The sequence below is a fragment of the Hymenobacter negativus genome, from assembly GCF_017571495.1.
Lineage (GTDB): Bacteria > Bacteroidota > Bacteroidia > Cytophagales > Hymenobacteraceae > Hymenobacter > Hymenobacter negativus.
The window spans coordinates 441,372-461,066 of sequence record NZ_JAGETZ010000003.1 but is presented as its reverse complement, the minus strand read 5'-3'; the positions used below and the strand labels follow the sequence as shown (position 1 = coordinate 461,066).

At 60.2% G+C, this 19,695-nt stretch carries 17 protein-coding genes and 1 pseudogene; 11 read left to right on the top strand and 7 right to left on the bottom strand.

The features are described from left to right. Positions 1–383: 383 nt before the first annotated feature. Positions 384–1,370, bottom strand: a pseudogene (locus J4E00_RS30235) (M43 family zinc metalloprotease); the annotation flags it as partial. Between the two features lie 194 nt (positions 1,371–1,564). Continuing rightward, positions 1,565–1,939, bottom strand: coding sequence for a hypothetical protein (locus J4E00_RS08755; RefSeq protein ID WP_208174758.1), 375 nt, complete (start codon positions 1,937–1,939; stop codon positions 1,565–1,567). A gap of 281 nt (positions 1,940–2,220) precedes the next feature. On the opposite strand from J4E00_RS08755, the gene J4E00_RS08750 reads away from it, so the two are divergent. The 3 genes from J4E00_RS08750 (at position 2,221) to J4E00_RS08740 (ending at position 5,257) form a co-directional block, all read left to right on the top strand. Continuing rightward, entirely contained in the window at positions 2,221–3,369 is a 1,149-nt protein-coding gene (locus J4E00_RS08750; RefSeq protein WP_208174757.1) for a sensor histidine kinase, read from the top strand. Continuing rightward, entirely contained in the window at positions 3,366–4,460 is a 1,095-nt protein-coding gene (locus J4E00_RS08745; RefSeq protein WP_208174756.1) for a sensor histidine kinase, read from the top strand. The genes J4E00_RS08750 and J4E00_RS08745 overlap by 4 nt, the downstream gene beginning before the upstream one ends. An 86-nt stretch (positions 4,461–4,546) precedes the next feature. Beyond that, the gene (locus tag J4E00_RS08740) at positions 4,547–5,257 is read left to right on the top strand and encodes a LytR/AlgR family response regulator transcription factor (RefSeq protein ID WP_208174755.1); all 711 of its coding nucleotides are present in this window, start codon (positions 4,547–4,549) and stop codon (positions 5,255–5,257) included. An 88-nt stretch (positions 5,258–5,345) separates the two neighbouring features. On the opposite strand, the gene J4E00_RS08735 is transcribed toward J4E00_RS08740, so the two are convergent. Further along, positions 5,346–6,695 (bottom strand): vanadium-dependent haloperoxidase, encoded by a 1,350-nt coding sequence (locus J4E00_RS08735; RefSeq protein WP_236049631.1) that lies wholly within the window; start codon positions 6,693–6,695, stop codon positions 5,346–5,348. A 293-nt stretch (positions 6,696–6,988) separates the two neighbouring features. On the opposite strand from J4E00_RS08735, the gene hutH reads away from it, so the two are divergent. From hutH to J4E00_RS08715, 4 genes are all read left to right on the top strand, one after another. Next, positions 6,989–8,500, top strand: a complete 1,512-nt coding sequence (hutH, locus tag J4E00_RS08730; RefSeq protein WP_208174754.1) for a histidine ammonia-lyase — start codon at positions 6,989–6,991, stop codon at positions 8,498–8,500. Positions 8,501–9,101: 601 nt separating this feature from the next. Further along, positions 9,102–10,643 (top strand): gliding motility-associated C-terminal domain-containing protein, encoded by a 1,542-nt coding sequence (locus J4E00_RS29995; protein ID WP_208174753.1) that lies wholly within the window; start codon positions 9,102–9,104, stop codon positions 10,641–10,643. Between the two features lie 118 nt (positions 10,644–10,761). Then, the gene (locus tag J4E00_RS08720) at positions 10,762–11,100 is read left to right on the top strand and encodes a YbaB/EbfC family nucleoid-associated protein (RefSeq protein ID WP_208174752.1); all 339 of its coding nucleotides are present in this window, start codon (positions 10,762–10,764) and stop codon (positions 11,098–11,100) included. Between the two features lie 55 nt (positions 11,101–11,155). Then, positions 11,156–12,262, top strand: coding sequence for a glycosyltransferase family 2 protein (locus tag J4E00_RS08715; protein ID WP_208174751.1), 1,107 nt, complete (start codon positions 11,156–11,158; stop codon positions 12,260–12,262). A gap of 202 nt (positions 12,263–12,464) precedes the next feature. Here J4E00_RS08715 and J4E00_RS08710 read toward each other — a convergent pair whose 3' ends face one another. Beyond that, positions 12,465–12,683, bottom strand: a complete 219-nt coding sequence (locus J4E00_RS08710; RefSeq protein WP_046242767.1) for a PspC domain-containing protein — start codon at positions 12,681–12,683, stop codon at positions 12,465–12,467. Between the two features lie 163 nt (positions 12,684–12,846). Here J4E00_RS08710 and J4E00_RS08705 point away from each other — a divergent pair, with 163 nt between their 5' ends. Together J4E00_RS08705 and J4E00_RS08700 are read left to right on the top strand one after the other, a co-directional pair. After that, complete coding sequence (locus J4E00_RS08705) at positions 12,847–14,655, top strand: tetratricopeptide repeat protein (RefSeq protein WP_208174750.1); 1,809 nt, start codon at positions 12,847–12,849, stop codon at positions 14,653–14,655. Positions 14,656–14,831: 176 nt separating this feature from the next. Beyond that, on the top strand, positions 14,832–15,815 hold the full coding sequence (locus J4E00_RS08700) for a pyruvate dehydrogenase complex E1 component subunit beta (RefSeq protein ID WP_208174749.1): 984 nt from the start codon (positions 14,832–14,834) through the stop codon (positions 15,813–15,815). Positions 15,816–15,925: 110 nt separating this feature from the next. Here J4E00_RS08700 and J4E00_RS08695 read toward each other — a convergent pair whose 3' ends face one another. After that, positions 15,926–17,326 (bottom strand): hypothetical protein, encoded by a 1,401-nt coding sequence (locus tag J4E00_RS08695; protein ID WP_208174748.1) that lies wholly within the window; start codon positions 17,324–17,326, stop codon positions 15,926–15,928. A 142-nt stretch (positions 17,327–17,468) separates the two neighbouring features. On the opposite strand from J4E00_RS08695, the gene J4E00_RS08690 reads away from it, so the two are divergent. Continuing rightward, positions 17,469–18,035: a DinB family protein gene (locus J4E00_RS08690; RefSeq protein WP_208174747.1), complete on the top strand. Its 567-nt coding sequence runs from the start codon at positions 17,469–17,471 to the stop codon at positions 18,033–18,035. 35 nt (positions 18,036–18,070) lie between these two features. On the opposite strand, the gene J4E00_RS08685 is transcribed toward J4E00_RS08690, so the two are convergent. Together J4E00_RS08685 and J4E00_RS08680 are read right to left on the bottom strand one after the other, a co-directional pair. Then, a complete protein-coding gene (locus J4E00_RS08685) occupies positions 18,071–18,499 on the bottom strand; it encodes an acyl-CoA thioesterase (RefSeq protein ID WP_208174746.1) in 429 nt (142 codons plus the stop codon). An 89-nt stretch (positions 18,500–18,588) separates the two neighbouring features. Further along, entirely contained in the window at positions 18,589–19,323 is a 735-nt protein-coding gene (locus J4E00_RS08680; protein ID WP_208174745.1) for a class I SAM-dependent methyltransferase, read from the bottom strand. 137 nt (positions 19,324–19,460) lie between these two features. Here J4E00_RS08680 and J4E00_RS08675 point away from each other — a divergent pair, with 137 nt between their 5' ends. Then, positions 19,461–19,634, top strand: a complete 174-nt coding sequence (locus J4E00_RS08675) for a DUF2256 domain-containing protein (RefSeq protein ID WP_208174744.1) — start codon at positions 19,461–19,463, stop codon at positions 19,632–19,634. The last annotated feature ends 61 nt before the right edge of the window (positions 19,635–19,695 follow it).

Here is a 19,695-nt window from a genome sequence, read left to right as displayed (position 1 = left end):
CCGGGCCCGCCCACCTGCATCCAGGTCGGCTCAGTACGGGTAACTGGTGTGCTGCCTACGGGCGTAATGGTGAGCGTGACGGGGTAGATGCCCGGCGTGGGGTAGCTCACCCGCCCAATACGTTGGGTGCTGCTGGCGGGCACGCCCCCCGGAAAGGCCCACACCACCTGCGCCCCAGCCGCGTTCAGCGCGTCGCTGTTGCCGAAGCCCGAAAAGTAGCGCGGGCCGCCGCTTTGGTTAGCGCACACCTGGCGCTGGTCCACGCCGATGCTCACCAGCGGACAGCCCCCGACCGGCGGCTGAAAGCCGTCGTTGGTGCCGGTGGCCACCAAGTTGGCCGTCGAAGTGAGCGTACTGCGGCAGCCCAGGGCCAACGAGGCCCGCATCACGGCCCGTTGGCCGGTGGTGAACATGCAGATGCACGAGGGGTAATCCATGTAGTTCTGCACGTTAGCCAGAATGGGCTGGTTGTTCGAGTCGGTGCAGGGCGAAAAGGCCAGGTTGCAGGCAAATGTGCCGGTGGTGTTGGGTGTATCGGCAATGCCGTCGTCGAGGCCACAGTTGCTGGCCAGGCCCGGCGTGTTGGTACCGCCCCAAGTATGATTCAGGCCAAAGTAATGTCCTACCTCGTGCGTCAGGATGTGCGAATTGGTGTTGCTGCTGGCCGCGCCGATGGTACCAAATACCGTTTTGAGCATCACAATACCATCGAGGCTGCCGCCGGTGCACGGCAGGTAGGCGTAGCCATCTTCGCCGGTAAGGCCCGTGCCAATGCCATCCACTACCCAGATATTGAGGTAGCGGCTGGGGTCCCAGCGGCTTTCCCGCTTCAGCAGCTCATCGCTAAACGCCTGCCCGTTAGCCGAGAGCGTGCGGGTGATGCCCGTGGTGCAGTTGCCGGAGGGGTCAAGCTTGGCCAATCGGAACTGGAAGCCCACATTAGCAATGCGCGACACGAAAGCCGGGATAACCGCCGCCGTATCGGCGTTGGTCTTGCTGAAATCGAGGTTGAGAATGCGCAGTGCGTCCACCACCTGGGCATCGGTAATGCCAGTAGGTGAGCCGCCCACCGACGAAAACACAAGGTGCACCACTACGGGCACGGTCACATCGGGCGCCGCGCCGGCGGTTCCGCGCTGCTGGCTGGCCAAGCGGGCAGCCTGGTTGAGAAACTGCTGGTAAGCTGCTTTCGAGCCGGGCTGCCGGGCAAAGGCGGCTTCTTGCACGCGGCTGAAAGCACAGTTTATCCCGCCATTCTGCCCGCTTGGGGGCGGTGGAGACTGCGCATAGGCGCTAGCTACCCCAAACAGGGCTACCCCCCCCAGCAGCCAGTACCACCAGGGGCGAATCAGGTTAAAAAGAAAGGACATACGAAAGCGTGGAAAGGTGAGGAAGGCAACCTGAAGCAAATGCCTATGCTAAAGCATACAGCTCAATAAGAGCTAGCTACAGCAGGACTTTGGTAATGAACCCCCGGGCACGAAGGCGAGTCACTTACTTATCAAATATATAAAATGTTTATTTTTTAAACATAAAATAAATCAATTCATTCATTTAAAAACACTTATCGGGCAGCATATGCGCCATGTTTCATGCGCGAATTGGTAATAAGCTGCCGAGCCAATAGCGTCTTATCTTGTCCAGCCGAAGGGTCGCGCAGCACCTGCTCCAGGACTTGGTTGAGTTGGGCAGCAACGCGGCGCCGTGGGCTGCGGCGGGCCAGGTTGAGGCAGAGGTTGGGCAGTGTTTCTTCGTACACGAGTTGGTCGTGGTCGTTGTAGAAGCGCACGGTGGTCTGGCTGCGGGTAGTGAGGTTGGTTTCGACGTTCCAGTAGCCGGCTGGGGTGCTGGGAGTGGCAGGCGTTTGGGCTTGAGCCAACGAGGCGAGGGAGAACAAGACGAGCAGCAGGCTCAAGCGGCGGATGAATGCGTTTTTCATAGAATTGGGGGTTAAAGGGATGAATAGACCAGCCCTCAAGCAGCTGCCAGTGTAGCGGAGCCGGAGCGTGGAAGTACCCCAAGATGCCGTGCCAGCGGCCCCTTTGCCAGCATATTAGCCCGGTGCAAGGTGGCAAGAGCAACACGGCAGCCCGGCGCCGACCAAATACCGAATTGGTCGTTGGTCGACGGCGACAGGTCGTTGGTCTAAAAATCGGATTCCGAGCGCCTTGCCTGGTAGCAAACCGATATATTTACCACGATACAAACTCAGAGACGGGCATGGCACAGGCAGCAAATCCGGCGGTAGCCGCCGTTCTGCGGGCAATTGATGAGCGATGGTGGCTGCGGCACGGGCTGTTCTGGGTCGTGCGTACCGCACTCATGACCTGGCTGTTTCTGTATGGCCTGCACTCCACCACCGACTGGCGCATTGCCCTGCGCGACTCCCTGATTCTGCTGCCGCCGCTGCTGCTGCTCACCTACTCGCTGCTTTATGGCGTGCTGCCCGGACTGGAGCGGCCGGGCCATCGGGGCCGCTATATGCTGCTGCTAGTCGCCTGGCTAGGACTGGGGCTGGCCCTCACGTTTGCGCACCGCTACTACTTCTTTGTGCCCTCGCACCGCGGGCACTCCCCTTTCTCGGACTATCACTTGGTGTATGCCACCGGCGCGCACATGCCGGTGCTGCTTACCTGCGGGTTGGCGGCGGGCCTGCGGGCGTTTCGGCAGCGGCAGCAGCAAGCTCACCGCAACGCCCAGCTAGCTCAGGAAAACTACCAGGCCGAGCTGCAGCTGCTGCGCGCCCAGATTCATCCGCACTTCCTGTTCAACACGCTTAACAACCTTTACGCCCTCACACTCAAGCAGTCAGACCAGGCCCCGGTGATGGTGGAGCGACTCACCGGCCTGCTGCACTTCGTGGTCGAACAGGGCAATGCCCCGCTCGTGCCGCTGCCCGAAGAAGTAGCCCTCCTGCGCAACTACCTGGCCCTGGAACAGATGCGCTACGGCCACCGCCTCACACTCGATTTTGCGGCTGAAGGCATTGAGGCCACCGCGCATATCGCGCCCTTGCTGCTGCTGCCCCTGGTTGAAAACGCGTTTAAGCACGGGCCGGCCGAGCAGGTGGGGCCAGCGCGGGTCAGCATCAAGCTGGCCGTGGCCGAGAACTGGTTTACCTGCGTCATCACCAACACCAAAAGTCCCGGCCCAGCCACCGCGCCCGAGTCGACGGGCATCGGCCTGTACAACGTGCGCCAGCGGCTGCAACTGCTGTATCCCCAGCGCCACCGCTTCACCCTCAAAGCAGGCGAAGAAACCTTCACCGTCCGCCTGGCCCTGCAACTGTCGGATGGGCCAGCACCGCTGGCCGCGGCCGCCCATGCTGAGGCTACCGGGTGGCCTGCCGTAGCCGTTTCTGCCGCATGAGCCCGGCCCGCCACAGCCGGGTAGCCCGGCACATCGCATTCTGGGTGGCCACAATGGTGCTCAGCTTTTTAATGCAGCTGCCGGCCTACTTTCTGGCCGGCACGCCGCTCTACATAGGCGGCATTTTTTTCGTGCAGCTTCCGGCTTCACTACTCACCATTTATCCGCTGCTGTACTGGATTTTGCCCCGCCTGCAACGTGGGCAGTTTGGGTTGCTGCTGGTGCTAACTGGGGCCTGGCTGGCCTTCAGCATTGTGGTGGTAGACGGGCTGCGGGCGCTGTACGACCTGTGGCCCGGCCCGGTGCTGTTTGGCGAGCCCGCCCCTGCTCACTTCTCATGGTTTAAGTATAAGGACTTAGGGTTTGCCTGGTTTGTGCTAATGGCCATAGCCGGTGCGGCCAGCACCCTGAAGCTGATGCACGACTGGAGCGAGCAGCAGCAGCTCGGCCAGCAGCTCCAACAGCGCAAGCTGCACGCCGAACTGCAATTACTTAAGGCCCAGCTGCAACCTCTATTTCTGTTCGATACCCTGGGCACCCTGCACACCCTCACGCTACGCAAGTCTGCCGAAGCGCCCACCGCAGTGCTGCACTTGGCCGAGCTGCTGCGCTACCTGCTCTACGCCAGCTCGCAGGATGCTGTGCCGCTGGCCGACGAGGTCGATATGCTGCGGCACTACCTGGCGCTGGAGCAGCTGCGCCTGGGTCCGCGCGTGGAAGTGGCGCTCAATTTTAGTGGGGCGCGGGTGGGCGCTACCGTGGCGCCCCTGCTGCTGCTGCCACTGCTGGAAAACGCCTTCCGGCACGGCACCAGCCCGGCCCAGGAATGCCCCTGGGTCAGCATCGACTTGGTAGCCAAGCCTCATTCCATGACGTTCAAAATCATCAACAGCCAGGCGGCAGCTGGGCCCGAGTGGCGTGAGGGCCCCGGCCTGCGCACCCTGCGCGAGCGGCTGAATCGGCTGTATCCGGAGCGGCACGAGTTGAAAATCGGGACGGAACCCGACCTGTTTCTGGCCACGCTGCACTTGCGCACGGGCCGCCAACTAAACACCAAAACAGCGTTGCAACATGACCAATTGGCTTCCTGAAACCACGCTAGCTGCACGGCTGCGATGATGCGGTACTTCGCGTCTCCGCACCCGTGCAACTGACTACCAACCGGCATTTTAATCTTATGAAGACCCGCTGCTTACTAGTTGACGACGAGCCCCCGGCGTTAGAAGTACTGGAAACCTACGTGCGCGAAGTGGCCCACCTGGAACTGGTGGGCACCTGCGGCAATGCGCTGGAAGCCTTCGGCGTCCTGCAAGCCCAGCCGGTTGACCTCATGTTTCTCGACATCAAGATGCCCAAGCTGCTGGGCACCGATTTTCTCCGCAGCCTGCGCCACCCGCCCCAGGTCATCTTCACCACCGCCTACCGCGAATACGCTTACGAGGGCTTCGAGCTCGACGCCGTCGACTACCTGCTCAAGCCCGTCTCGCTGGAGCGCTTTCTGAAAGCCGTGGCCAAAGCCAGCCGCCCCGACAGCAGTTCCGCGCCGGCTCCCACCGAGCCTACGCCACCTGCTTCTCCGGACGCGTTTCTCTACTTCCGCATCGACCGAAAGATGGTGAAAGTGGTGCTCAATACCATCCTCTATATCGAAGGCCTGAAGGATTACGTGAAGATTCACACCGCTGCCGGGCCGCCGCTGGTGGTGAAGCAAACCATCAACGGCATGGAGGAAAAGCTCTCGGAAAGCAATTTCCTGCGCATCCACCGCTCCTTCATCGTCGCGCTTGACAAGATTCGAACCTACAACACCCGCCATATCGAAGTGGCCAATCAGGAACTGCCCATTGGCCGCCTGTTTCGCCCGCGGGTTGAGGAGGCATTGGGATGAATAGCAAAACGAAAGAACGTCATGTCTCGGCTGCGCTTGACATGACGTTCAACAACGTTCAATATGACATCCAGCCCTCATCCATCGCTCAGTGCAACGACAGCGCCGCATTGATGTTCTGGGCTACTTTCTTGCCCTGAGCCCCACCCTTCTCGCACGAAGGCCGGTAGTGAATGCCGCCATAAAGGCGCGAAATCCCGGCCTCCGCTCCTGCTTGCTCAAACGAAGTATAGGAGCGGGACCCCAGCCCAAACTGCACGTAATTCTGGTCAGTGAAGGCGTAGTTGGGGCCGAATAGGCTGGTGAGCGCCTCAGCCGCCGCGCCAGAAAGGGTGGCGTGGGTAGCACTGTAATCAGGGAAATTAGGGGCCGGAATGAGCGACAGCCAGGTGGGGTGACCCAGCTCGCCGCGCACGTAGCTGATGGGCCGTAGCACATTGTAGGTATACTTAGTTTTGAAGCAGCTGATGCCGGCGTCGCTCATGCTGATGCCCACTTTGGCGTAGGCCGTCAGGGCTTTATCCAGGCTGGGCTGCTCGCGGGCCAGCACTTGCGTGAGGATGGAAATCCAGTGGCCGGGCGCGGTAAAGTTGCGGCCGTTGGGCAAGTCGTTCCAGAACAAAGCAATGGCGCGCTGCTCCGCCGTGAGGTTCTGGGAAACGTCGTACACCTCCTGGGCCATGGCATAGAACGGCGAACCCGGCGCTGCCGAGTAGGCCAAGGGCGGGCCCGGGTCGGCCCCGGCTCCGCTGTTAGGCACCAAAGTGCGGTTGTTGCCCCAATACGGAAATCCAGCGGGCGCGAAGGCCGGAGCGGTAGGCACCCACATACCGGGCCCGGTGGGCGGGGTGTAGGCCGTGGTGTTATCGAAACCATCGGTTGCGGACCAGGCAAATACCGCCGCTGCCACCCTCTTCCCAAAATCAATGGAGCGAGCCTGTGCTTCGGCATTCGCACCGGCCTGATAGGTAACCACGTTGGCCGCTTCGAGCGAGTCGATGGTGGCTTTGTTGGCGGCTGAGGCATTGGCAAACAAGCTGCGGTTGATGGCCGCCAGCGAGGCATTAGCGCTCAGGGCCCAGTTGTAAGCCAGAGTTTTATCGGCCACGGGTAGCCCGTTGAGGCCGTTGAGCTGGCGGCCCAGCGAGGTGGCGTTGGGAATGCCCGGCAAGATGGCCTCGTAGCCGGCAATGCCAGAATAGCCGAAGGGCCGCCCGAAGATATTGACCGGTCCGGCCAGCGTGGTGCGCACCAGCTTCAATTGCAGATTGAGCCACGACAAGGCCACGTCGGCCCGGTACGAGGAGGCCGAAGCCGAAGGCTCAGGCGATACCGATTGGGAATCAGAACAGGCCGCAATGGGCAGTAGCAATCCGGTTATCAGCAGCCGCCGTGCGGTAGTCGCCAGCAGCATGAAAGGTTTGGCAGCAGTTTGCATGAGCGTAAGAGAATGGTGATAAGTCAGCTTTCAGCCAGACGATTAGCGCCCGACAACTACCCAAAACTATCCGCCTCAATGAAGCGCTACCCGCTTAATCGCCTAGCCGCCAGCTGCCGTGGTCAGACGTAGCGGCCCCGTAGATTAATGACTTAACCGGCCGTTCATCGATGGGCGCTCACCGCTGGTCGATGAACAGTAACCAGCATCTCGCCGCTTGCCGTGGAAATGCTTCTACTTTTGTAGCCACCCCATTCGCCCCTCATCCCACCGTCCCTCATCCCACCACCTTAATGCCCACTCATACTATTTCGCCCGCGCAGCCCCTCACCCTGGCCACGCTGGCTACCCTGCTGGCCGACGGCCGCCCCGTACAGCTCGGCGACGACGCCAAATCCCAGATTGCCGCCTGCCACGCCTACCTGCACCAGCGCCTGGCGCACCACGACCAGCCCATTTACGGCATCAATACCGGCTTCGGCTCTCTGTACAACGTAGGCATAGCGCCCGAGGAACGCGCCCAGCTGCAAGTCAACCTGATGATGTCGCACGCCTGCGGCACCGGCGCCGAAGTGCCCCAGCACCTCGTGCGCCTCATGCTGTTCCTCAAAGCCCAAAGCCTGAGCTACGGCCACAGCGGGGTGCAAACCGCTACCGCCGAGCGCCTCGTGGCCATGTACAACCGCGAGCTGCTGCCCGTGGTATACGAGCAAGGCTCCCTCGGCGCGAGCGGCGACCTAGCCCCGCTGGCGCACCTGTGCCTGCCGCTGCTTGGTTTGGGCGAAGTAAATTACCAAGGCTACCGCTTGAGCGCCGCCGATGCTATGAGCCTCTTCAGTTGGGAGCCGGTGGCACTGCAAGCCAAGGAAGGCCTGGCCCTGCTCAACGGGACCCAGTTCATGCTGGCTTACGCCGTGGATGGCGTGCTGCGTGCCCAACGCCTGGCGGCCGCGGCCGATGTTATCGGGGCACTGTCCACGGAAGCGTTTGGCGGCTGCACCGACCCGTTCAATGAAAACCTCCACCGCATCCGACCGCACGCCGGGCAGGTGGCAGTGGCGAAGAATTTGCGCGAGCTGTTGGTCGGCTCGGAACTGCAAACCCAGCCGCGCCACGCCGTGCAGGACCCCTACTCCTTCCGTTGCCAACCGCAGGTGCACGGCGCCTCCCGCGACGCGTTGGCCTACGTGGCCCAAGTGGTCGAAACCGAGTGCAACTCCGTGACCGATAACCCCAACATCTTCCCCGAAGAAGACCTGATTCTGAGCGGCGGCAACTTCCACGGCCAGCCGCTGGCCCTGGCCCTCGACCATCTCGCCGTAGCCGTGGCTGAGCTGGGCAGCATCTCGGAGCGCCGTACCTACCAGCTCATTTCCGGCCAGCGCGGCCTGCCCACTTACCTCATCGCCGAGCCCGGCCTGAACTCCGGCCTGATGATTCCGCAGTACACCGCCGCCGGCATCGTGAGCCAGAACAAGCAGCTTTGCACCCCCGCATCGGTCGACAGCATCGTGAGCAGCAACGGCCAGGAAGACCACGTGAGCATGGGCGCCAACGCCGCCACCAAGAGCCGCCGCGTGCTCGACAACGTGGAGCAAGTGCTAGGCATCGAATTGTTTACAGCGGTGCAGGCGCTGGCTTTTCGCCGTCCCGGCCGCAGCTCTGAGGCGCTGGAGCGCGTGGTGGAAGCATTCGGACAAGAGGTAAAATTTGTGGTGCGCGACCGGGTGCTCTACCCCGATTTGCACAAAGCCGCCGCCTTCGTCCGTAAGTTTGACTGGGCAAGCATCCTACCAGCTGTTTAAATAGTGCTAGTTGGCTAGCTCACTCACCGCCGCTTTCTTACCCGTGGTGGCAAAGAGGCGGCCTGAATTTTGCGGGCCCCAGATGCTAAATAGCCTGCGACCTGCGTTACTCGTGCTGCTTATGAAGTTGGTGAACCGTTTTCTTTTACTTGTTGGGCTTTGGCTGGGGATAGGACATGCTTGGGCGCAACCGTCCTGTGTTCGGTCCTCTCCTTTGCCCACCGGCTGTACGTATCAATTCTCTGCTTTTATTTTTGATGCGAACAACCAGGAAGTGGAAGTGCAGGCTTTTTGCGTAGGGCAACCAGTGCATTTTTTGCCTTGTCCCGGCCGTAGAGTTACCCCTACCCCCCCTGTCTATTATGGCGTTCTGCGCGGCACTGACATAACCTACTCCCCTAGCTGCCAACCTCCTAACGCAGCCCCTTACACCTATACGCCGACCGCAGCTGATGTTGGGATGGTAACGGTGTCGGAACTGTCCAATGAGCCTCCTGATGGCGCTATTAATCTTGGAGGTTCACGCTATAACATCCGCAATTTCCGGGTTTATGCCACCCCGCCGCCCACGTTCACCATTGCACCCTGCCCCACTGGCAACGTGCAGGTTACTCTTACAGATGCTGCCTATGACAGCTACGAAGTACAGGTAGGAACTCTCATCCGAGCTATTACGCGCAATGCGCCCGAGACTATGCCAATGGGTGGGGCTAATACCGTAGTCGTTACCGGGCGCTACACTGCCCTTGGCACCTGTACGGGCTCTGCCTCTCAGCCTATTAGTAGCATTGCACCAGCCGCGCCAGCTCAGTTTACCAGCTTGGCGTTGCAGTCACCACTCCCCGGCGGGGCCGCTACCCTGACCATCGGCGGACTGCTGGCAGGCTACCGCTACACCCTGCAGTTTCAGCCCGCTGCCGGGGGCCCGTTCACCGACGTTCCCGGCGTCACCATCACCCCGGGCACACCAACCGTCAGCCTTCCCCGTGCTTCAGCTGGCAGCTACCGTATTTTCAGCAACGATGCCTGTGGCACTAGCCCCCTACCCTCAAACAGCATAGGTACCCTGAGCCTGACCGGGACTTCGGCCGATAATCGCAACCAATTGCTACTCACGGGTGCCGCTGGCCCCTACACCGTCACCCGCAATGACCAGCCCTTGACGACCTTCACCACCATCTTGGGTGGGCTGGAGGATGCGGACGTGCAATGTGGCAGCACCTACAAGTATGTGGTTACATCCCTCCAGCCGGGTGGCGGCCGGGCTATTTCCAATGAAGTCAGCATTACGACAGTATCTTCGCTGCTGCCCCCGCAACCGCGCCTAGTGGCCAGTTTCAACGCAAATGATGTGGTGGAGCTGACGCCCCTGCTTGCTACTGCTGGCCTCCCAACGGGCAGTTCACTAGTGTATAGCCGCACCGCGGGTGCCCAGACAGCCAATTTCAACCCGGTCACCAACGCGCGGTTGTTGCGCGACTCTACCATGATGCTGGCCGACCTGCTCGCCAACCCGCCGTGCTACTCGGTCCGCCAGTCTGATGTGTGCGGTAATACCTCCCTCGCCAGTCCCAGCACCTGCCCGGCCCTGCTCTCGGCCCGCCCTGCCGACCCCGACGGTAGCACCATTACCCTCACCTGGACGCCCTTCGTCGGCCCCGACCCAACACAGCCAGTCACCTACACGCTCCAACGCCTCGCGGCCGATGGCACCGTGCTGCCTCGCTCCGTGGTGGTTACCGGTAACACCTACACCGACCTTACCCCGCCCACCAACCGCCAGGTGGCGCGCTACCGCCTGCAAATCAGTGGGGCGGGACTGCCGCCCGACACGTTCAGCTATTCGAACCGGGCCAATGTCACGCGCCGGCTCACGCTCACCATTCCCACCGCCTTCACGCCGAATAGCGACGGCCTGAATGACGTGCTGGAAATAAAGGGCAAGTACTTAAATAACTACACCTTTGTGGTGGTAGACCGCAACGGCCAGGAGGTGTTTCGCGGCACCCAGCGCAGCGAAACCTGGGATGGCACCATCAAGGGCCATGCCCCCGTGCTGGGTGCCTATGTGTGGCGCTTTCAGCAAAACAACGAGGATGGCACGCCATTTTCGCTCACGGGCACGGTCACGATTTTGAAATAAATAGCGGCTAAAACCAACCGTCAGGCTCCTTTTCGCGTCCTCATCGGGCGCGAGGGCGCACTTTTGGGCAGCTCGCTTGTTCACTGCTCACCGATAACTGTATAACTAATCAGATAAAATGGCATTCGACATCACCGGCATGATGGGCAAAGTGAAAGAGCTGCAAGACAAAATGCAGCAGGCCCAGCAGGAAATTCAACACATTACCGCTACCGGCGAGGCCGGGGGTGGCCTAGTCCGTGCCACCGCTAGCGGCCACCGCAAGCTCCTTAAGCTCGAAATCGACGAAACCCTGCTCACCCCGCAGGACCGCGACATGCTGGCCGACCTCGTAGTAGCCGCTGTAAACAAAGCCCTCGACGAAGCCGCCGAGCTGGCCCGCCAGGAGCTTCAGCGCAAAACCAGTGGCCTCATGCCCAACGTGCCAGGTCTCGACTTGAGCGGCTTTGGGGCCTAGGCGCCACGCCTGATGAGGAATGAAGAATGAGCATGAAGAACGGAGGTCAAAACGAATGAAAGCCAGCAACGGATTAGATGAAGAGAATTCCTCATTTCCCACTCCTCATTCCTCATCAAAGCCATTAAAGCCGCAAGGCGTGTGCGCCGATGTGGCCATTGTTATCCTGAACTGGAACGGGGCCAAATTCCTGCACCAATTCCTACCCGGTGTGCTGACCCACGCCGACGGGGCCCGGGTGATTGTGGCCGACAATGCCTCAACTGACGACTCGGTGGAGCTGCTGGCCCGCGACTTTCCCTTGGTCGAGCTACTGCTGCTCGACCGCAACTTTGGGTTCTGCGAAGGCTACAACCAGGCACTGGCCCAGGTCGACAGCGAGTTTTTTGTGCTTCTGAACTCCGACGTGGAAGTAACGCTCGGCTGGCTCCGCCCCCTGCGCAACCTGCTCGAAATCAACCCGCGCATTGCCGCCGTCCAGCCCAAGATACTGGCCCACGCCGACCCTTCTTATTTTGAACATGCTGGCGCCGGTGGCGGCTACCTCGACCGGCTGGCCTACCCCTTCTGCCGGGGCCGACTGTTCGATACCCTCGAAAAAGACCAGGGCCAATACAACGATGCCCGCCCCGTGGCCTGGGCCAGCGGTGCCTGCCTGCTGGTGCGTCGCTCTGCCTGGCAAGCCCTTAATGGCCTGGAACCGGCTTTTTTCGCCCATATGGAGGAAATCGACTTCTGCTGGCGCCTCCAGAACGCCGGCCATGAAGTATGGTACCACGGCAGCAGCGCCGTGCAGCACGTTGGCGGCGGCACGCTGCCCAAAACCAACCCCCGCAAAACCTATTTAAACTTCCGCAACGGCTTGGCTCTCCTCTACAAAAATGCTGCGCCCAGCGAGCTATACGGCCCCATGTTCCAGCGCCTGGTGCTGGATGGTGTCGCCGGCCTGCGGTTTTTGGTTGCGGGAGAGCTGGGAAATTTCTGGGCAGTGCTACGGGCCCACTTCAGCTTCTATCGCAGCTTTGGCTATTGGCGCAAGCAGCGCAGGGCGGCCCGGCCACATTTGCGCACAGCCGAGCGGACTGGCGTATACAACGGCAGTCTGGTCTGGGCCTATTTTGCCCGGGGCAAGCGCAAATTCAGCGAGTTAGAATTGAAATAACGCCATCTGCTTACTGTAAGCAGAATGCAGTGGATTTCCTTCCAAAGCAAATAGGGCAAAATAAGACTAAGACGCAAGAAGCCCCGGCACTGCTTAGTGCCGGGGCTTCCTTTTGAAATCATTTTTTTCACAGAAACAACTGCAAATGCCTTAATAGAAAGGCCTTGCTACCATACTACGCCCGCAATGACAAGCAAACCGGCTACAAATCCCAAACCGTGCTGCGCTGTTGGCGCATGGCACGCCGCACATTCATCCAGAAAGCACCGGCGAAGTACAGCACGATGGGTGAGCCAAACGTGAAAAACGACGCATATACAAACGAGAGCCGAACGCTACGCGTGCTGAAACCCCACTTCTGCGCCAGGGCCGAGCAAAGGCCAAAAGACTGCGTTTCTAGATAGTCGGTAAAGCGTTTCATGGGCGGTAGCGGCTAACGGGAAAACAGTTTCTCTGGGCTAAGATAACGCTTTTGGGAGGCGATGGCAAGCGCAGCGGCGTAATTTCGCCGGTCCAGTCCCGGCTATTTGAATGGCTTTTACGTTTATAAGGCTGGATTTTGTTTTCCTGCGCGACGCTATTTGATGATTATTTTTTTGCGGCCCCTGGCCTTCTGGCTACTGGCCACCACCTTGTTAGTCTCGTCCTGCGCTTTGCCGCGGGTGCTAAAGCAGGCCGAAGAGGGCCGCACGGTGGTGGCACGCCCCACACCGCTCACCGCCTCGGGCGAAGCCGTACCTTTTGAGGTAGTGGCCCGTGTTCCTGCGGTCCACCTGCACAAAGGCGTGGCTTACGAACTGCTGCTGCGCTACCGCTACGAGCACGGCCTGCGCGAAGACACCTTGGGCCGCATCACCTTCACAACGGGCAATTTTGTGTACGACGACGAGCACAAAGGCCAGTTGCTGGCCACCCAAAAGTTCACCATCCCCAACACGCCCAGCCGCAACCCCGGCGAACTGCTGGCCCACGGCCAAGTGCGCGAACTGAAGCAAAACGGCAAAGTTCTACGCTCCGCTGATGACCTGCGCGTGGCTCGTGGCATCGCCGACCCGGCCCGCCTCGTCACCCGCGAAGACACCGTGCTCACGCTCCTGCCCGAGCACGCCAGCAACAACATGAGCGGCACCCGCGTGTTGCCCTTCTTCTTCGATGAGGACAAATGGTTTATCCGGGGCTACCTCGGCACCAATGTAGCAGCTCTTGAAGACCTTATCGACGCCAATCAGCAAACCAAGCAGGTGCTCATCATCGCCGGTCATTCGCCCGACTCGGCCGATGCCCACAATCGCCTGCTGGCCAGCAAACGCGTGCGCATGCTGCTTTATTACTACAAGCAGCGCGTGAAAACCTTCTCGTATCTGAATAAGAACGAGAACATTCGCTACGACACCCTTGCCTACGTGCGCAAGTGGGACACCTTCCTGCAAAAGGTCACGACCTCCGCGCTGAAGGCCGACCAGATTGATTCCGTTGTGACCATTATCAACGACACCAAGGGCACTTTTGAGCAGAAGGAAAAGGCGCTGCACCAGCTTTCCGCATTCGACTACATCGAGCAGTACATCTATCCGGTGCTGCGCTTCGGCACCGTGGCCGTGACCTACACGGCTCCCAAGCGCTACGATTCGGAAGTGTATCTGCTCTCGAAAAAAATTGTGGAAAAGCAGATTGAATCCGATGCCCTTACGCCCGAAGAGTTGCGCTATTCGGCCACGCTCACGCCGCTGCTGGCCGAGAAACAGCGCATCTATGAAGTGGCCGCCGCCAATACCAATAGCTGGGAAGCCTTTCACAACCTAGGCGTAGTGCTGCTGCAACGCGCCGAGAAAGAGCCCTCGCTCAAAATTCAGCAGGCTTATTACCGCCGGGCCGCGGTCAACTTCACCCTGGCGGCCCACCGCAACCCCACGGCCGAATTCTTCTACCACGCAGCCACGGCTTACCACCGCGCCGGCGACCGTCTCGAAGCCCTCCAGAACTACGACTACGCCATCAAGCTGGGTGGCCCGCGTCCGCTGCTCCGCAAAATTTTCTCCGACCGCGCCGCGCTGGAAATCGAAGTTGGCCAGGCCGATGAGGCCCTGCGCAGCCTGCAATACGCCGGTCCCAGCTACCAGAACTATCTGAACCGCGCCCTGATAGAAGTAAACCGTGAGCACTACGACCTAGCCCTAGAGCAGTACCGCGCCGCCCAGGCACTGCGGCCAACTGCCGCCGCGCCCATTTACGGCATGGCCGTGGTGGCTGCCCGCCAAAGCAACGAGGGCGCGGTGGGCAATTTCCTCAAGCAAGCTGTGGCCCTCGACCGCCGATATGCCCAGCGCGCCGTGGAAGACCTGGAGTTTCAGGACTATGCCCAAGGCAAAGTATTTAGAGAAGCGCTTAAGTAAGCAAGAGCGTTTGGGGCAGAAGGGTAAGAGGATGTGGAGCATTTAGCATCCTCTTACCCTTCTGCCCCCAAACGCTCTTCTGCCCAAAATCCCTCCTGCCCTATTATTTGCCCAACGCCCGGCCCTGTCGTAGCTTTGCCAAACGGCTGAAAACCGGTTTTTACCTAACGAAAATCATGCGTCAAATTCAATTCCGTGAGGCCTTGCGCGAGGCCTTGTCCGAGGAAATGCGCCGCGACCCGCGGGTGTTCCTGATGGGCGAAGAAGTGGCCGAGTACAACGGCGCCTACAAAGTGAGCCAGGGCATGCTCGATGAGTTCGGCCCGGAGCGCGTAATTGACACCCCGATTGCCGAGCTGGGTTTTGCCGGTATTGGCGTAGGTGCAGCGGCCAACGGCCTCATCCCGGTCATTGAATTCATGACCTTCAACTTCTCGCTGGTTGCTATCGACCAGGTGATTAACTCAGCCGCTAAGCTGTATTCGATGTCGGGAGGCCAGTACTCCTGCCCCATCGTATTCCGTGGTCCCACGGGCAACGCCGGCATGCTGTCGTCACAGCACTCGCAGAACTTCGAGAACTGGTACGCCAACACGCCCGGCCTGAAAGTAGTGGTTCCCTCAAATCCTTATGACGCCAAAGGCCTGTTGAAAGCCGCCATCCGCGACCCAGACCCCGTAATCTTTATGGAGTCGGAGCTGATGTACGGTGACAAAGGCGAAGTGCCCGAAGAAGAATACATCCTCGAAATTGGCAAAGCCAACGTGGTGCGCCAAGGCAAGCACGTGACGCTGGTAAGCTTCGGCAAAATGATGAAGGTGGCTTACGCGGCTGCTGACGAGCTGGCCAAAGAAGGCATCGAAGCCGAAGTAATTGACCTGCGCTCGGTGCGCCCGATTGATTACGACACGCTGATTGAGTCAGTGAAGAAAACCAACCGCATGGTGGTTATCGAAGAAGCCTGGCCCTTGGCCAGCATCTCGGGCGAGCTGGCCTATATCGTGCAGCGTCGTGCCTTCGACCATCTTGATGCTCCCGTCATCCGCATCACCTGCGCCGACGTGCCCCTGCCTTATGCCCCCACGCTCATTGAAGCCTCGCTGCCCAACGTGGCCCGCGTGGTGAAAGCCGTGAAAGAAGTAACCTACGCCAAAGCGTAAACGCTTCGCATTTTACACAAAACGTCCCGCTGGTAGCAACCAGCGGGACGTTTTGCTTTTTACCTGTCCTGTTTCGTTACGCGCGGCATGCCTATGCTTTCCCAAACCTCTTACTCTTGTGGTGCCTCACTTGGCGGCCGCCGCTGACTAGCCGTAGCTTCTGAAAGCTGCCAGCAGCCCCAAAGCCAACATACTCCGAGCGCCACTGCTGCTGCTTGGCGCCCTGGTATTCCGAGACGGCGCCAGCCAGCCAGGGGCTGCCAACGGCCAGCTACGACGGTGAGCAGCAAGAGGTGCAGCGGCAAGAGGAAGCGGCATTCCATCAGGACGGGGAGTACCAATAGGCAGGGCAATAGCAGAGCCAGGAGAACGGGGACAACCGAGTGCGCTGGAGTTGAGTAGGCTGGCCGTTGCTTCCGAATACTGGTCAGTAGTGTTATGGCCCCGATACCTAGCAGCAGGTAGTTCAGCAGGCGCAGCATCGTTTGGCCTGGCGGGTGCAGCTGTGTGGGATAAGGCGTTGGAAACCAAATATCCAATCCATTAAACAAGTGGTGTAAGTAGCGACTGGTCGTTTGCAACGGATGGCGCAGGGCAAAGCTCAGGTATTGCCCATAGCTATTGAAACGCGGCCCTACTTCCCGGGTCATGGTTTGCTGTCCAGTTGAATCCGCATACACCAGTGAGCGGGGAATTTCGGCTATCAGGCTGGTTTCGTAGCGCTGAAAGGCAGTGCCCCAGCCGAGTTGCCTGAGGTAGAGCGGCGTAGCGCCGGGCAGCCGGGCCAGTACCAACGGTGTAGGCTGTTGGAAATGCCGGAGGTTGATGAGCAGCTGGGGCAGTAGCACCAGCGCCATGCCGGCAATCAGCGCCATGCCGCGCCGGGCCCAGATTTGCCTGTTTTCTGCAGCAGCCAGCAGCCACAGCCAGCCCGGGGCACTGGCCAGGTAGATGGGGCGCATATTGATAGCCGCGCCCAGTAGCAGGCCCGCTACGCCAACCCAGCGCCAGCCTGGCTGGCCAGCCGCCACCAGCCCCAGCAACAGCAGCGTCAGAGCTGGCATGTCGCTTAATGGAAAGTTGAAGTAGTCGCGCCAAAAAACAAAGCCGAGCAGCACCAGCACCAGCCAGCGCCCCCCACTCAACCCCCGGCCCGTAGCTTGAGCCCAGAGCTGTGGAATGGCCAGCCCGAACAGCAGTGCAGCCCACCCCATTCCCAGCACCTGCGCCCCGCGCAGCATGGAGCAGCCCATAAAATGACACAACAGGCGCGCCGGCATCAGCAGCAGCGGCCCCAGGTAGCCGCGCACCGGCTCATCGAATGCCAATAGCGAAAATGGGCCGTGCTGCGTGAATTTGAGCGACAGCTCCCAATATTGCGCTGCATCGAACCGGACATCGCCCGGCCCGTAGCCACTCAGCGGCAGGTAACCGGCGTAGAGTGCCAGCACCAGTGCCAGCCGCCAGCGGACCGGCCACGGAGTTCGCAGAATATCAGAAACGAGGGCCATGCCTGGCAAAGCTAGGAACTGCCAGCGGGAAGCAGCAGCTCAATGCTACCACCATGGCTCGCCTATTCAGACGAGCGGTGGAATTGCTGTACCTTTTACGCCCTGTTTCGTACAAGCTCGTCTTTCATCACTCCCACCCACCATGAACCACCGCCTTCACCTCAAGCTCGAACAACTGGAGCATGCCACCGAACGCCTGCTGGCATCGGCCGAAGCCCTGGAACCCGATAGTGCCAAGGCACCAGTGCCGGGCAAGTGGTCGGCCAATCAGGTGGTTCACCACTTGCTTTTTATCGAGAGCAACATCGTTCAATACATCCAGAAGAAGATGCAATCGGAGGAGCTGCTGCCCAAAGTAGGCCTGCTCACACGGTTACGGGCCCGGTTTGTCCGTCTGCTGCTGCGCATTCCCGGCCTCAAATACCGGGCTCCGCGCGGCGTGGCTACCCTCACCGATACCGGCGAGGTGCCGCCACTGGCCGAGCAGCGCCTGACCTGGCAGGCCACGCGCCGCCAGATGGAGCGCATCCTCAACGAGTTTCCGAGCCGGCAGCTCAACCGGGCCATTTTTCCGCACCCCCGCTCGGGCCGGATTACGATTTACCAGGTAATGGATTTTCTGCTCGACCATTTGCTCCATCATCAGCAGCAGATGGACCGCATCACGAAAGCCCTGCGGCCCGCGGGCCAAGTGCTGGTGAAGAGCTAGCCGGAGTGGAAGGTATAAGCACGTTTCCAGCTCAGCTAGCCTGCCGGAGTCTCGTAGCGCGGCATGCTGCCGAAAGCGGTAACCAGCTCGGCTGGTGGCACGGTCAGCTTGCGGCGGTCGAGGTCGAGCCAGGCGCCGTCGACGGTAACGGTGGCCGCTACGCGCCCATCGGCCTTGCAAATGCGGTGCACAATGGTCCAGCGCGAGCCATCTTCGCTGACGGATGCCAGCTGACTGTCAACCTGGATTTCTTCGCCGATGTGAATTTCTTTGATGAACTTGGTTTCTTCGCGGAATAAAATTGGCCCCAACCGAAGCTGGGCGAAGCTTTTCAAGTCGAAGCCCCACTGGGCAAGTAGCACCACGCGCTGGTCGGCGGCGTAGTCAGCGTAAGCGGAGTGGCGCATGTGGCCGTTCGGGTCCATGTCGGCCCAGCGGGTGCGGTAGGTAATGGCGTTGGTCATAGTTATTCGTTATCAGTTGGTAGTTGTCAGTTGCTAGACTCGAGTGCTGATGCCAGAAATTCGGACAACTCACAACAAGCCCTTCACAACTAAACGCCCTGGGGCATCAGCCGGACAAGGTACTGTTCGTTGTCGTCTTCGCCGATGAACTCGGCCGTGTAGCCGGCAGTTTCAGCTGTGTCGCTAAGCAGAGCTGCGTCAATAAACAGCCACGGGAACGGCTCGCCGTTTTGGCCTTGGTAGCTCAGCGTGTACTCAACTTCGCCATAGTACGGGCCGTTGAGGTTAATCATCAGGGCGCCTTCTTCGTCCTCGTAGAGGTAGCGCACATCAGAAGATGTGGCCAGAATCTGGCCATCGGGCGCCAGTAAGGTGCGGGCATGCGCCAGGAATTTATCGAGGCCTTCGAGGGTACCGGTCAGGCCCAGGCCATTCATGAGCAGCAGAATGGTGTCGTAGGGCAGCTCGGTAGCAGGGCGGGCGGCAAATAAATCATGACGCGCAACGGTGTGCACGCCACGCTCGGTCATCACCTGTACCGCGCCGGCCGATACATCCACGGCTTTCACCTCAAAGCCGCGGCTTTGCAGCTCCAGCGAGTGGCAGCCCGCCCCGGCCCCGAGGTCGAGCACACGGCCCCGGGTCTCGTCAAGGGCCTGCCGCTCCAATTCCGGCATTTGGAGCAGGGTGCGGAAGAAGTAGGACGCGGGCAGGGGCTCGTCGTCGGCCACGTTGCAGTGCACCGTAACGGTAGCTTTCTCGTTGCCGTGGTGGTAATCCAGAATGGCTTGACCCAGGATATCGGGCGCGGTGGTTGTCGTCATGGGAAGGAGGTGGACTTGATTGGCCGGACCAGAACGGCCAACGGTGCGACGGTTTACGGGGCGGCGGCCGAAATTACCCAAAACTTCGTGCGTAGGCAGGCCGTTTGGAATGAAAATCCCTCTTCGCCTCGCCCATTATGCTACCTGCCAAACTGCGCAAAGGCCAGTTGCCCACCAAAATCTGCGTTACCTGCGGCCGGCCATTTGAGTACCGTAAAAAGTGGCGGGCCAATTGGGACGAGGTAAAATATTGCGGCGAAAAATGCCAGCGCAACCGCCCGGCCACCATTCCGTCCCAACCAGCCCCTTAGGGAGCTTCACCCATAGGCCGTATCTTTTCCTGGCAATCCTCGTTCTGAAACCCGGCTCCTG